The 14,634-nt window shown below is 51.9% G+C and carries 11 protein-coding genes; 3 read left to right on the forward strand and 8 right to left on the reverse strand.

From position 1 onward, the window contains the following. Positions 1-70 precede the first annotated feature (70 nt). Together HMPREF1207_RS14150 and HMPREF1207_RS14155 are read right to left on the reverse strand one after the other, a co-directional pair. Complete coding sequence (locus HMPREF1207_RS14150) at positions 71-898, reverse strand: flagellar motor protein MotB (RefSeq protein WP_016423755.1); 828 nt, start codon at positions 896-898, stop codon at positions 71-73. Beyond that, positions 882-1,682, reverse strand: a complete 801-nt coding sequence (locus HMPREF1207_RS14155; protein WP_009676980.1) for a flagellar motor protein — start codon at positions 1,680-1,682, stop codon at positions 882-884. The genes HMPREF1207_RS14150 and HMPREF1207_RS14155 overlap by 17 nt, the downstream gene beginning before the upstream one ends. Before the next feature lie 290 nt (positions 1,683-1,972). On the opposite strand from HMPREF1207_RS14155, the gene uvrB reads away from it, so the two are divergent. Both uvrB and uvrA read left to right on the forward strand, forming a co-directional pair. Next, positions 1,973-3,970, forward strand: a complete 1,998-nt coding sequence (gene uvrB / locus HMPREF1207_RS14160; RefSeq protein ID WP_009677026.1) for an excinuclease ABC subunit UvrB — start codon at positions 1,973-1,975, stop codon at positions 3,968-3,970. A gap of 468 nt (positions 3,971-4,438) precedes the next feature. Beyond that, positions 4,439-7,330 (forward strand): excinuclease ABC subunit UvrA, encoded by a 2,892-nt coding sequence (uvrA, locus tag HMPREF1207_RS14165; protein ID WP_009677111.1) that lies wholly within the window; start codon positions 4,439-4,441, stop codon positions 7,328-7,330. A gap of 270 nt (positions 7,331-7,600) precedes the next feature. On the opposite strand, the gene HMPREF1207_RS14170 is transcribed toward uvrA, so the two are convergent. Continuing rightward, positions 7,601-9,217, reverse strand: a complete 1,617-nt coding sequence (locus HMPREF1207_RS14170; RefSeq protein ID WP_009677005.1) for a nitrite/sulfite reductase — start codon at positions 9,215-9,217, stop codon at positions 7,601-7,603. A 304-nt stretch (positions 9,218-9,521) separates the two neighbouring features. On the opposite strand from HMPREF1207_RS14170, the gene HMPREF1207_RS14175 reads away from it, so the two are divergent. Further along, complete coding sequence (locus HMPREF1207_RS14175; protein ID WP_009677089.1) at positions 9,522-9,722, forward strand: DUF2759 family protein; 201 nt, start codon at positions 9,522-9,524, stop codon at positions 9,720-9,722. 78 nt (positions 9,723-9,800) lie between these two features. On the opposite strand, the gene HMPREF1207_RS14180 is transcribed toward HMPREF1207_RS14175, so the two are convergent. The 5 genes from HMPREF1207_RS14180 to HMPREF1207_RS14200 all read right to left on the reverse strand — a co-directional run bounded on the left by HMPREF1207_RS14180 (position 9,801) and on the right by HMPREF1207_RS14200 (position 14,595). After that, positions 9,801-10,769, reverse strand: a complete 969-nt coding sequence (locus tag HMPREF1207_RS14180) for a sugar phosphate isomerase/epimerase family protein (protein ID WP_009677027.1) — start codon at positions 10,767-10,769, stop codon at positions 9,801-9,803. Positions 10,770-10,923: 154 nt separating this feature from the next. Continuing rightward, on the reverse strand, positions 10,924-12,075 hold the full coding sequence (locus HMPREF1207_RS14185; RefSeq protein ID WP_009677092.1) for an MBOAT family O-acyltransferase: 1,152 nt from the start codon (positions 12,073-12,075) through the stop codon (positions 10,924-10,926). Positions 12,076-12,228: 153 nt separating this feature from the next. Then, complete coding sequence (locus HMPREF1207_RS14190; RefSeq protein WP_009677014.1) at positions 12,229-13,134, reverse strand: hypothetical protein; 906 nt, start codon at positions 13,132-13,134, stop codon at positions 12,229-12,231. 11 nt (positions 13,135-13,145) lie between these two features. Next, the gene (locus tag HMPREF1207_RS14195) at positions 13,146-14,339 is read right to left on the reverse strand and encodes a hypothetical protein (RefSeq protein WP_009677109.1); all 1,194 of its coding nucleotides are present in this window, start codon (positions 14,337-14,339) and stop codon (positions 13,146-13,148) included. 4 nt (positions 14,340-14,343) lie between these two features. After that, a complete protein-coding gene (locus tag HMPREF1207_RS14200) occupies positions 14,344-14,595 on the reverse strand; it encodes an acyl carrier protein (protein ID WP_009677019.1) in 252 nt (83 codons plus the stop codon). Positions 14,596-14,634 lie beyond the last annotated feature (39 nt).

Below are 14,634 nucleotides of genomic sequence, written 5' to 3' on the forward strand. Positions count from 1 at the left end.
GTTTTTTTAGCGCTGCGATGCAGGCGGGAGGGAAGAAAAGTTTCCCAAACCTTAACAATAGGAGCGTGAACTAGTTAGCTTTTGCTGGAGCCGCTTCCGCGACAGCTGCCGGCGGCGCTTCTTTCTGTGGCTGCGGCTGCTGCTCGTCATTTTGGAACTCCCTCAATACGACGATCTCCACACGCCGGTTCTTGGCGCGGTTCTCTTCGCTTGTGTTAGGCATTTTAGGAACGGTATCCGCATAAGCCGTCGCCATCAGATGATCGTCGCTCAGTTTAGCCGTATTCGTAAAATAACGGAGTACGGAAAGCGACCGCGCAAACGAGAGTCCCCAGTTATCTTTGTAAGCCGATCCGGATGAAATCGGAATATTATCGGTATGTCCTTCGATGCTGACCCGGTTGCTCAGCGTAGGTAGAAGGGTAGCGAGCTTTTCAAGTACGGGATAAGCGGCCGGTTTGAGATCGGCTTTACCCAGATCGAACAGGAACAGATCGTTCAGCGTAATGGCGATGCCCCGCGGTGTATCCGATGCGGAAACTTTAGCTTCCAGGTTGTTCTCTTTGATGTACGCCTGAATCGCTTGAAGCATGTCCTTGAGCTGCTGCTCTTTCTTGGCCGCTTCTTCCGCGGAGGTATCCTTCTTAGGCTTGGTTCCGTCGCTCGCCGTGGGTATAATCGTGCCGGAAATTCCGCTGCCTTGAGGCAGAAGGGATTCATTTTTCATAAATTGCGAATTCAGGGCCTTGGCCATAGTCTCGTATTTGTTCATATCGACTTTGCTCATCGCGTACATGACGATAAAAAATACCAGGAGCAGCGTAATCAAGTCGGAATAAGTAATCAGCCAGCGTTCATGGTTCACGTGTTCTTCTTGTTTCTTACCTCTCTTCCGCAAGAACGGCACCCGCCTCTCCGCTGCTTTGCTTATCGGCATTCTTCTCGTGAACGAAGGAAGCCAGCTTTTTGCGGATCAACTGAGGATTCTCACCGGCCTGTAGAGCCAGAATGCCTTCCAGCATCAGTTCCATTTCGGAAATTTGCTCTTTGCCGCGCAGCTTGATCTTGTTGCCGATCGGCAGATAGACCACGTTGGCGAACATAACGCCGTACAGGGTGGCGGAGAAAGCGACCGCGATGGCCGGACCGAGTGTGGAAGGGTCGGACAAGTTGCCGAGTACGTGAATAAGTCCGAGCACCGTTCCGATAATTCCCATGGTCGGAGAGTAGCCGCCTGCGGCTTCGAACATTTTGGACATGCCGTCGTTGCGGTGTTCGATGGAATCCATTTCAAGCTCCAGAATCTGCCGGGTAAGCTCCGGATCCGTTCCGTCTACGACCATCATAAGACCGTCTCTCAGAAAAGGATTGGGATGCTCCTGGGCTCTCTGTTCCAGGGCCAGTACGCCTTCGCGGCGGGCGATGGAAGCCATGTCGACGATTTCGTCGATGGTGGCGGTCGTGTCCCGCTGGGTTTGCTTGAATGCGATTCCGAGCGCTTTCGGAATTTTTTTGAGTGTTGCTACCGGGAAACTCACCGCGACTGCACCGAAGGTGCCTCCGAAGACGATCAGCATGGCACTTGGAACGAGGAGCGAGGTCAGATGACCGCCGTCCCACATGTATCCCCCGATTAGTGCCCCCAAGCCGAGTATAAGCCCTAACAATGTTGCCAAATCCACGATTGACCACCTCTAGAATCGAAATATGTTCATGATGCAGACCAGGCTGCCGCCTAAAATAAGGAAATGAAAATGAGTCTGAATATTTGCAACCGGATCATAAAAAGAGTATAATTATACGGGAACACATATTCTTATTTCCGGCAGCCCGAATATCTCCGTTGTAGGTAAGTATATATGTTCTATATCGGAGCAAGACGGGTAAAAGTTTATAGGTATTAAGACAGGCATACGGGGTGCAAGCCGCCGCGTGCTTTTAAATTTGACTACCTGACGGTGGGTGATAAATTTTGAGTGAAATAATCAAGAGCACGAACAAGTTTGAACTCGTATCGGATTTTTCTCCTCAGGGAGACCAGCCTTCCGCGATCCAAGAGCTCGTCAAAAGCATACAGAACGGGACGAGGCACCAGACGCTTTTGGGCGCAACGGGTACGGGAAAGACGTTTACGGCGGCTCAGGTCATTGCCCAGCTAAACCGTCCGACCCTCATTATTGCGCACAATAAGACGCTGGCGGCTCAGCTTTGCAGCGAGTTCCAGGAGTTTTTTCCGAACAACGCCGTGTCTTATTTCGTCAGCTACTATGATTACTATCAGCCGGAGGCTTATATAGCTTCTTCGGATACGTATATAGAGAAAGACTCCAGCATCAATGAAGAAATCGATAAGCTCCGCCATTCGGCGACGAGTTCTTTGTTTGAACGCAGAGACGTTATCATCATAGCGAGCGTGTCGTGTATTTACGGCCTCGGTTCACCTGCGGAATACGGATCGCTGCTGCTGTCGCTGCGCACCGGAATGGAGAAGTCCCGCAACGAGATTCTTCACCGGCTTGTGGACATCCAGTATCAGCGCAACGATATGAACTTCGTGCGCGGCACGTTCCGTGTCCGTGGCGATGTCATTGAGATTTTCCCGGCTTCCCGAAGCGAACAGGCTGTCCGTGTGGAACTGTTCGGGGACGAGATCGAGCGGATCACCGAAATCGACGTGCTTACGGGCGAGATTCTGGGTGAACGCGACCATATCGCGATTTTTCCGGCGTCTCACTTCGTAACGAAAGAAGATACGATGAAGCGTGCGCTGGTGAACATCGAGCGCGAGCTGGAGGAGCGGCTCGAGGAACTGCGCGGCAAGGGCAAGCTGCTCGAAGCGCAGAGACTGGAACAGAGAACGCGCTACGACATCGAAATGATGGCGGAGATGGGCTTCTGCTCCGGGATCGAGAACTATTCCGGGCCGCTGACGTTCCGCGAACGCGGGGCGACGCCTTATACGCTTCTCGATTATTTCCCGGACGACATGCTGGTGATGGTCGACGAGTCCCACGTGACGCTGCCCCAGATCCGTGCGATGTACAACGGGGACCGGGCGCGCAAGGAAGTGCTGGTCGAGCACGGATTCCGTCTGCCGTCCGCGCTGGATAACCGTCCTCTGCAGTTCGAGGAGTTCGAACGCAAGGTGAATCAGATCGTTTATATCTCGGCAACGCCGGGGCCATACGAGCTGGAACACTGTCCGGAGATGGTTCAGCAGATTATCCGTCCGACCGGACTGCTTGATCCGATCATTGAAGTGAGGCCAACCAAAGGTCAGATCGACGACCTCATCGGCGAGATTCAAGACCGGATCGCCAAGGACGAGCGGGTTCTCGTGACGACCCTCACGAAGAAGATGTCCGAGGATTTAACGGATTACTTCAAGGAAATCGGCATTAAGGTGCGTTATCTGCATTCCGATATCAAGACTTTGGAGAGGATGCAAATCCTCCGCGACCTGCGGCTCGGTACCTTCCACGTTCTTGTGGGAATCAACCTGCTTAGGGAGGGGCTTGATTTGCCGGAAGTTTCGCTGGTGGCTATTCTGGATGCCGACAAAGAAGGCTTCCTCCGCGCGGAACGTTCGCTGATCCAGACGATCGGCCGGGCGGCCCGGAATGCGGATGGACGCGTGATTATGTACGGCGATAAAATTACGGATTCCATGGATAAGGCGATTAAGGAAACCGAACGCCGCCGGACCATACAGGAAGCCTACAATATAGAGCACGGGATAACCCCGCAAACCATTGCCAAGAAGATTCGCGACGTAATCGAGGCGACGAAAGTCGCCGAGGAGAAGACGGAGTACCTGGCAGAAGTGAAGACAGGCAAGATGTCCAAGAAAGATCGCGCCGCGGTAATCGAACGTCTCGAGGCAGAGATGAAAGATGCGGCGAAGAGTTTGCAATTTGAGAGAGCTGCGGAATTGCGCGATGCTCTTCTTGAACTGAAAGCGGAAGGTTAGGATAGCAACGATGCGGCACAGACAGGCAGGAGAACAGAAAGGGATCCTGCCTGTCTGTCTGCTTATATCCGGCCCAATCGGGGCATAACTGGTACTAAGCGAGGCAAATATGGTAAATAGAGTACCTGCACCCGTATAGTTGGGGATGACAGTTGCACAATTGATAGATTATCGTATATATTGACGTATATACGTTTTGATTAATATTTAATGGGACCCGCGTTCAAGCGACAGCTGGACGAAGGGTTTTGTTCATAGATTTCTTTTTGGTGTAAATCTGTTCTGCTATATTCGAAGAGTCGGTATGTACAAGCCGGAACAGACAATAGAGACTGGATTTTGAAGTGTGTGGAGCATCAAAGAGATTAACTAACAGGAAGCTCAGCCTTAGAACCCGGGAAGGGAACCTTCCAGATGTTCCGGGGAAAGGACTGGACGGCCTGCGAATAGAGAGGGTGTACGTACAAGGTGGCCACAGAAAACATAGTCATTAAAGGGGCACGGGCACACAATCTGAAAAACATTGATGTGACCATTCCGCGCGACAAGTTCGTCGTGCTTACGGGACTCAGCGGTTCCGGGAAGTCGTCCCTGGCCTTCGATACCATTTATGCGGAAGGACAGCGCCGTTACGTTGAATCGCTGTCTGCTTATGCGCGGCAATTTTTAGGACAAATGGACAAGCCGGACGTCGATTCCATCGAAGGGCTTTCACCGGCGATCTCGATCGACCAGAAGACCACCAGCCGGAATCCCCGTTCTACGGTTGGAACCGTTACGGAGATTTACGATTACCTGCGTCTTCTCTTCGCACGTATCGGGAAACCGCACTGTCCCGTACACGGCATTGAGATTACTTCCCAGACCGTCGAACAAATGGTCGACCGGGTGATGGAATATCCGGAACGGACGAAGCTTCAAATCTTGGCTCCGCTTGTTTCCGGACGGAAAGGCGAGCACACCAAGCTGCTGGCCGATATTCAGAAGCAGGGTTTCGTCCGCGTGCGTGTTAACGGAGAAATCATGGATCTCTCCGACAAGATTACGCTGGAGAAGAACAAAAAGCACAACATTGAAGTCGTTGTTGATCGTATCGTCGTTAAAGACGATATTCAAAGCCGGTTGGCGGATTCCCTGGAGACGGCGCTGAAGTTGTCCGAAGGCCGCATTATCGTCGATATTATCGACCAGGAAGAACTGCTCTTCAGCCAGAATCTCGCCTGCCCGGAGTGCGGGTTCAGCATTGATGAATTGTCTCCGCGCATGTTCTCCTTTAACAGTCCGTTCGGAGCCTGCCCGGAGTGTGACGGTCTTGGCAGCCAGATGATTGTAGATCCGGATCTTCTGGTGTCCGATCCGAACAAGACCATCAACCAGGGAGCTTTTGAAGCTTGGGCGGGAAGCACGTCCACTTACTACCCTCAATTCCTGGCGGCCGTTTGCAGCCACTATCAGATTCCGATGGATGTTCCGGTTTCGGAACTGAGCCAGGAGCAGTTCAAAATCATTCTGTACGGCACAGACGGGCAGCGTGTCCGCTTCCGTTATCAGAATGAATTCGGAACCGTCAAGGACGCTTACGTCCCGTTTGAGGGAATCGTAAGGAATTTGGAGCGTCGTTATCGCGACACTTTCTCGGATGGGATCCGCGAACACATTGAGGCGTACATGAGCTCCAAGCCATGTCCGAAATGTAAAGGACAGCGGCTTAAACCGGAAACCCTTGCCGTAACGGTAGGGGGAACCAACATTGCCCATGCGACAGAGCTCTCTATCGGAGACGCTCAGAACTGGTTTGAGGGTCTTGACGGAGGGCTGTCCGAGAAAGAGCGGACCATCGCCCACCTGATTCTTAAAGAAATCAAAGCACGCCTAGGGTTCCTGGTAAATGTAGGGCTGGATTACTTGACTTTGCACCGGGCGGCGGGAACGTTATCCGGGGGCGAGGCCCAGCGTATCCGGCTTGCTACCCAAATCGGGTCATCGCTGATGGGTGTCCTCTACATTCTGGACGAGCCGAGTATCGGTCTCCACCAGCGTGATAATACACGCCTGATTCAGACGCTGGAGCATATGAGAAATCTGGGCAACACGCTGATCGTTGTGGAACATGACGAAGACACCATGATGGCTTCCGATTATATTATCGATATCGGTCCGGGTGCGGGTATTCACGGCGGACAAATCATCGCTCAAGGTACGCCGGAAGAGATCATGAACAATGACAACTCCCTGACGGGCCAGTATTTGAGCGGTAAAAAATTCATTCCGATCCCGGCCGAGCGGCGCAAGCCGAACGGGAAATGGCTCGAGATTAAAGGAGCCAAGGAAAATAACCTCCGCAACGTAAGTGTGAAATTCCCGCTGGGTGTATTTACGTGCGTAACGGGCGTGTCGGGATCGGGTAAAAGTACCTTGATTAACGAGATCCTGTATAAGACCCTGGCACGCGATCTTAACAAAGCCAAAGTACGTCCGGGTCTGTATCGTGAAATGAAGGGTCTGGAGCACGTGGACAAGGTGATTGATATCGATCAATCGCCAATCGGACGGACGCCCCGTTCCAACCCGGCAACGTATACGGGAGTCTTCGATGATATCCGTGATCTCTTTGCTTCCACGACGGAAGCGAAAATCCGTGGTTATAAGAAGGGCCGTTTCAGCTTTAACGTGAAGGGCGGACGCTGCGAGGCGTGCAGAGGCGACGGGATTATCAAAATCGAGATGCACTTCCTTCCGGACGTCTATGTGCCGTGTGAAATCTGCAAAGGCAAACGGTACAACCGTGAAACGCTTGAAGTCAACTATAAAGGTAAAAGCATCTCCGATATCCTGGATATGACGATAGAAGATGCCTGCGAATTCTTTGAGAATATACCGCGGATTCACCGCAAGCTTTATACCCTTCTGGACGTAGGCTTGGGTTACATGAAGCTCGGACAGCCCGGAACGACCTTGTCCGGCGGGGAAGCCCAGCGTGTGAAGCTGGCGGCGGAGCTTTACCGCCGCAGTACAGGCAAGACGATCTATATCCTGGATGAGCCGACAACGGGTCTGCATATTCACGATATCGACCGGCTGCTGAAAGTGCTTCACCGTCTAGTTGAGAATGGCGATTCGGTTCTGGTTATTGAGCATAATCTGGATGTAATCAAAACAGCCGACTATTTGATCGATTTGGGCCCAGAAGGAGGCAACCGCGGCGGTGAAATCGTCGCAGCCGGTACTCCGGAAGCCGTCGTCAAGGTCGAAGGCTCCTATACCGGCCAATATCTCAAACCGATATTGGACCGCGACCGCAAGCGTTCGGACGACTATGCCGAGCGCGCGAAGGAACTGCTGGAGGACGCGGTCAGCTAAGGCAGGCGTCGGGCGTACTCTTAGGCACCTTGCCTCGAAGCAAAAAGGAAGCAGGAACAAAGCGGTGATTCGCTTTGCTCCTGTTTCTTTTGCGTTGGACGACAAGTAAATAAAAGAAAAACGGGCAGGATCGCTTTAGAACGATCCTGCCCGTTTTCTGTAGTTCTTTAAGAATATATGGGATTCATGATCATGAAAGCTCTGTACGAGCATAAGGGATGCTGTGGTCGGCAGCTGCACCCGAATTCAGCGCATTCCCATCCTTTCGAATTAAGAAGCTACCGTAAGGATTTCCGTCAATTTCGCCTGGAATGCAGGTGCACCTACGCGGAGGAAGAACTGATGGAACGTTTCCTCTGGACTGCGGTTCTCCTTGTAGAAACGGATAAGCTCGGCGAGCACCGGGCCTACATCGTCCCCTTTAACACGGCCTTTCAGCCCGGTGTTAAACTGGGCGCCGGGACCGAGGATACCGCCGACTGCGATATCGAACGCATCTACCGGGCCATCCGGCGTTTTAACGAGCGTACCCTGCAAGCCGATGTCCGCGATTTGCTTCTGGCCGCAGGCGTTCGGGCAGCCGATGAAGTGGATGCGGACTTCTTCGTCCAGGTCCACATTGGCGTCCAGGTACTCGGCAACGCGGCGTGCGCGTTCCTTGGTTTCGACGATCGCCAGGTTGCAGAATTCGTTGCCTGTGCACGATACCGTCCGGCTCATGAAACGTTTCGGGAACGGCGTCAGACGCTGCAGCACGGTTTCCTGGAGAACATCGTCCACCCGGTCGTTCGGTATATCCGACAGAATGATGTTCTGGGACATGGTCGTGCGGATCGTGCCTTGGCCGTACTGGTCCGAGATGCGGGCCAGTTCGCGCAGCTCTTCCGCATTGAGACGGCCTACCGGAACGTTCAAGCCGACATAGCTGTAGCCATCCTGTTTTTGAGGGTGAACGCCGTCAAAATAAGCGGCTGTCCAGCCGGCGACTTTCTCCTCTCCGCGGGTTGGCATAGGTCCGATCAGCTCGATGAGCTTCTCCAGGAATTTCTCCGGGCCCCAATCGGCCACGAGAAACTTCAGGCGCGCATGGTGGCGCTTCTCACGATAGCCGAAGTCACGGAAAATAACCGTAACGCCGGTAGCGACTTTCAGCACTTCTTCCGGACGCACGAAGAGGTCAAGCTGTTTGGCCAGATGGGGCTTCGCCGAAAGACCGCCGCCGACCCAAGCATGGAAGCCGAGCACTTCTTCTCCGTCAATGATTTTAACGGCCGGTGTAAAACCGAGGCAGTTAATTTCAGCATGAGCGGAGTTATATACGTTGCTGGAAATCGACATTTTATATTTACGCGGCAGGTTGGAGAAATCCTTATTCATCAAGAAGAAATCGTTTACTTCATTTACCAGGGCAGTCGTGTCCATAAGCTCATCGGGATCGATACCTGCCAGCGGATTGCCGACAATCGTACGCGGGCAGTCGCCGCAAGCTTCATAAGAATAAAGGCCGACTTCTTCCAGCCTTTTGAAGATATCGGGGAGGTTCTCAACGGTCAACCAGTGGAACTGGATCGCCTGACGCGTGGTGACGTCGACCAGATTCCGTCCGTAATCTTCCGCAATGCCGGCGAGTGCACGAGCTTGAGCGCTGGTCAATACGCCGGAGTTGATGCGGACGCGCATCATAAAATGGCCGTCCTTGGGCTTTTGTTGATAAACACCGGCCCATTTGAACAAATTCATATCGTCTTCAGGAATGGAATCGTATCCTTCCAGAGCATACTTTTCAATAATGGTACGAATCACATCGAGTCCGTCTTTTTGAAGCTTGACGAGTTCCATTTTGTTCAGCTTCGACGTGTCTTGAGCCCAGATCGGTTGATAAGCCATGCGTGGGACCTCCCTTTTTATACGTAATTCCGATAGAAAAAGTGTGAAATAGGATAGGTTGATCGTATCATATTTAGGTCAGGGCGTAAATCCGTGCAGGGCAAAAGCGGGTATAAACAATTATTATGAAAGAGACAGGTTTTGTTTATAATTACCCTCCTATTCATAGAAATGAATAAATCGTGACAAACTTGTTAACATCAAGACTAGGGCCTTGCATCTTGACCCCGATAGAGCTAACATAGAGAGTAAAAGGCTATTTCGTTAAGTTACCTGGTTGGATAAATGAAGGAGGTCTCTCACAATGTTATTTGCAGAAGAGGCAGCACAAGCATCCAGTTTTTCCGGATTCGATCCATTTGTGATCATTTTTACGATCCTGATCGCAATCGGCTTGGTCCGTCTGTTCGCGGCCAAAAGAAAAAACGTTTTCGCGATCGCATTTGCGTTGGTTAGCTTGGCTGTATTCCTTTTCATGGATTTCGTCATGATCAAAGGCTGGTAACAAGCTGCCGCTTACAAATATGCAGCGCATGAAGAAAAGCCCCTTATCTGCGGATAAGAGGCTTTTCTTTTTGTTCAGTTACACCCACCACATGTCGCCGAGCGGTTCTTTGATAAGAATCTGCTGCAAGTTCTCGACGGCTTTCGTGAAGCCTTCGTTAACCGACATCAGGCCGTCTTCGTGCTCAATGCTCACGACATAGTCGTAACCGACCAGACGCAGGGCGCTGATGATATCCGCCCATGTCTTCATGTCGTGGCCGTAGCCGACGGTACGGAACTGCCAAGCGCGATCCAGCATAAGCGAGTAGGACTGCATATCCGTGATGCCGTGCTTATTCACGTTGATCGGATCGATCGAAGTATCCTTGGCATGGAAATGATGGATCGCATTTTCACGGCCGAGAATTTGAACAGCTTGAACCGGGTCGATCCCCTGCCACCACATGTGGCTCGGATCCAGGTTCGCGCCGATCACTTCGCCGGCTGCTTCACGCAGACGGAGCAGGGTGCCCGGTGTATGAACGGAGAAACCGCCGTGCAGTTCAAGGGCGATTTTCACACCGCGGTCCGAAGCGAATTTACCGGTTTCGGTCCAGTAAGGGATGACTTTATTTGTCCACTGCCAGTCGAGAATCTCCTGGAAATCGTTCGGCCAGGGAGCTACGGGCCAGTTCGGATATTTGGCATCCTCGTGATCGCCCGGGCAGCCGGAAAATCCGTTTACGACCGGGACTTCAAGCTTTTCAGCCAGTTCTAGCGTACGGATAAAATCGTCGTGGAACTGTTTGGCTACCGCCTTCTGAGGATGAAGCGGGTTACCGTGGCAGCTGAGAGCGGAAATCGTCAGGCCGCGGGAATCGAACGCATGTTTAAATGCCTTTAGCTTGCTTTCGTCGGCAAGCAGTTCTTCGGGCTTGCAGTGAGCGTTACCCGGGTAACCGCCGGTGCCGATTTCAACCGCTTCAAGGCCTTTTTCTGCAATGTAATCGAGTGCTTCTTCTAGAGGTTTTTGTCCGAAAAGGACGGCAAACACGCCTAGTTTCATTTTTGTACACCTCCACGAATTATAAAAAGAACGCGCGTACACTTATTATATCACCGCTTTGCCGGGAAATGAAGCGCACAGCCGTAACAAGTTCCAGTCAGGGAAAACCGGCTTGCTTTTCGGAAAAACAAAAAGGTCTTCCCACCTGCCTCTTTTAGAAGGGGAGATGGAAAAGACCTTTGTAAACGCGTAAGACCACGTCGGGGTTATTCAAGTTAATAATAATGGCCGCGACGACAAGAGCCTGGGTTAGCAGGCATCGCATATAGAAGTAAGGCTTGGAAACCTTTCTGCGGATGACGGTCGTCTTGCCGAGCAGATTCTCAATCGCGATAATCACCCCGTGATAAACCCCGTAGATCAAAAACAGCCACGAGAAGCCGTGCCACAGTCCCATCAGCGTCATAATGAAAATCGAAAGCCCGGCGGTCATGAGCTTGGATGGCGTTTTGCGGGAAAAGAAAATGAAGATATGATCGCGGAACCAATCCCCCAAGGTAGCGTGCCAGTTCCGCCAGAATTGAGTAAGAGTGGGAGAGAGGAACGGCTTCTTAAAGTTTTCGGGAATCGTGAAGCCCATCAGACGGCCGAAGCCGACGGCGATATCCGAGTAGCCCGAGAAGTCCATGTAAATCATCAGGTAGAACCAGATCATCAAGAAGAGGCTCTGATGGGTATGAAGCTCCTGGTCCATCACTTTGTTGAACAGATCGGTCATCCAGACGACCACGACGACTTTTTTGAAAAGGCCCAAAACAATCCGCTTCACGCCCGCCTCAAACTGGGGCGCATCGACTTTGTACGGCACTTTTACATCGGCCATGAAGTCACGGAACTTTAAGATCGGACCGGAGGTAAACGTGGGAATGAACAGAATGTAGTTCACATAGTCGATAACCTTGGCTTGCCCGTCTTTGCCGAAGAAATAGGCGAAATACAGCGCATCGATGATTTTGAGCACGTTGAACATGATGCCGAGTGTCATCACGCCGTCTGCCAAAAGCGAAACCGAGCCCTGCTTGCCGAGCATGTGAAACAGGATTACGGCGCCTATGTTGGCGAGAATGAACAGCGCGAACGCAAATTTCCGCCAGACGGGTGTACGGCACAAATAGACGAAGAATATATAATTAAGCAGCGTATAGGCGATATAGAACGCAAACAGTTTGCCGCTCCACAGAAAAAGAAAGCCGAGGTTGAACAGCAGCATCAGGATGCGTTTGTTCTGCGGCCATTTTCTCGTCGCCATCAGCACGAACACCATGCCGCACATGGCAAGCAGCGCGTTCATGTTCAAATAAAACATAACAGGACTCCTTCAACGGACGGAGAATGAGTGGGTCCACACATAAGCGGACAGGTAAGACCTCATGGGGAGGCTGGGGCTAAAACCCTTCATAGATAAACAAACCTTGCCCGGTAAAATAAACGAGCACCAAATAAAGCATTCCTACATAAATCAGGATTTCGAAGGTTTTCTTAAAGAAAGCAGCCATTCGTCAACCTCCTTCGTAAACAGGGGAGCCCCTTCCTCCCGGTTAAGGTGGACGAGGTCGTGAAAGTACTTGGGCGCATAACGGTCCATGAGATCGAGCACGGGAACGTCCGCGGCTTTGAGACGCGCATTCACTTCCTGCTTCATGGCAGCGGTATAGGGTGGCTTTACATGGTCCTGACGGAATGGCATCCAAACGACGCGAAGCGGTATCCCTTTCTCTTTAGCGTCATCCAGTACCCATTGGAGCGCGTCCAGGTTATCTTGCATGTCCTTGAGCGTCATCCAGTTGTAATCCTTCTCGTACCGGGCCCAGCCTTTGGTCATCGCGTCTTCCGTAGCGTACCCGTGATAAAGTTCCTTGTCGATCCAGCGGGGCTCATAAGCGAGACTCCCCTGAAAAGCCAGATTGCGGACCAGTTCCTTGCCCGCATCCAGGAAGTCGGCCCGGTACGCGTATACGTACGGCTTGTACCAGGGCTTGTTCCACGGGAACCGGTAGTCGGTTTCCATCTTGTCCAGCAGCGTATGCACATCGATGCCGATCACCAGCTCATCTTTCACGGAGTATAACCCGCGCTGAAGAATCTGCTGCAAATCCGTCAGCTTCCCGTAGGATAAGCCCATTTCGACCAGCTTGGCTGCCGACTTCTCCTCGATATACGCCCCCGTAACGGAGGAATTGCCGTAAAATACGGCTCCGCTGCGCGACCAGCCGTGATGGTAGAGCGTCTTCGTAAAGTCGTCTTTACCGAACCGACGGCTCGTCTCAAGAGGATTCCACCACATGACAAGAGCTTCAGCGACCACAAAAATAAGAAGCAGCCCCAGGACGAAGCTGTTCTTCTTGAAAAAAGCGAGTATGTTCACACGATCACTCTTTATAGGGATTTTTGTTGCCAAGCATGGTACTGCTCACGGAAAGACGCCGGCCAGTTGGCCTCATTCATGCCGTATTGAGCGAGGAATGCAAACGCCCAGCGCTCGATGCCGAATCCTACGCAGCCGGTAACGGCGGCACGCTTGCCTACTTTGATGTCGAAGGCGTTGCCGAATGTGTTGCTGTGGAAGTTGACGGAACTGCAGGCGATGGACTTGTCCAGGTACGGAATCGTCAAACGCAGTTCATATTTCATCTCCTGATTGCGCTGGAAGGACGCTTTTACCTGAAAATCGTTGGTGAAAAACGGATCGTTCGCAATTTCAAGCAAGCTGTCGACTTCCCACTCTACGGCAAGCTCTTTAATGTATTCGATGGATTTCAGACGATTTTCTTTCACGAAATCCGGTTTTCCCACAAAAATAATTTCCCGCATCGAGAAATCGAGCAGACGGCCGAAATCGGTGTGGTTCTTGGATTCGAACCGGTGACACTTCGCGACAGCCGTTACTACGATTCCGTCTCCTTCGAGAGTCTCGCCCTGCAGGCCTTCATAGCAGTGGTAGCACGTGGACGGGTTCATCGTAAATTTAGGCTTCGGCATGGTGGCGTTCAGATCGAGCGGAAGCTCGTCCTTCCAGCCGCCGGTAGCACGGATTGAGTCGGAGAAGGATTCGATCACATCCAAATCTTCGCGTAGGTGCGTGAGGAAGTGGATATGCTCCGGAAAAGAAGTGAAGTGATTCGTTTTGTTCAAGGTCTCCGAGTGAATCACGGCCGGGTAAGACTCTTCCTTCACCTGGAAGCGATTCGCAATCTTCGTAACGAACGAATAGTCGAGAAAGCGCATGAGAGAGGAGAACGGCTCGCGGAAAATAAACAGGCCCGGCTCCAGCACCTTAATGCTCTTGCTTTCCACGAGTTCGCGGATAATGTCGCCGCTGTATGGAACGGAAACTTCGTTGCGGAACAGGATGTTTTCTTTAAAACCGAAGTCGCCCTTGGAGAAGCGTTCGATAAGACGCTCTACGCGTTCGCGGATCGCTTCGTCGCCGTTCGGGGACGTATGGACGATCCGGAGATGTCCGTCTTCCAAAGAAATTTCCTGAATGTGCTCATCCACGAAAGCGGATGCGTATTTAACCTGTCCGTGCTGGCTTTCGGAAAGCCGTTCCAGCGATATTTTGCATTCCATGGTGTTACCTCCCGGTTTTCGTGGAAATGAATTGGGCGATCTCGCGAACGGTATTCATCGGATACAGCATCAGATCTTGGTTCGTCACTTGAATGCCGTACGTTTGCTCGATATGAGCGATCAGTGCCGTAGCACCCATCGAGTCGATAAAGCCGTAATCGAACAGATGAACATCTACGCCGAAATCGTCATCATCTTCTTCAATCTCATAGCGGCTTCTGATGTGTTCTTCCAGCTGCTTTATGATTTCTTCCATAGTCAGTCGGGCCTCCCAGGCAGGAATAGATTGGTGTAA

It is taken from the genome of Paenibacillus sp. HGH0039 (assembly GCF_000411255.1).
GTDB lineage: Bacteria > Bacillota > Bacilli > Paenibacillales > NBRC-103111 > Paenibacillus_F.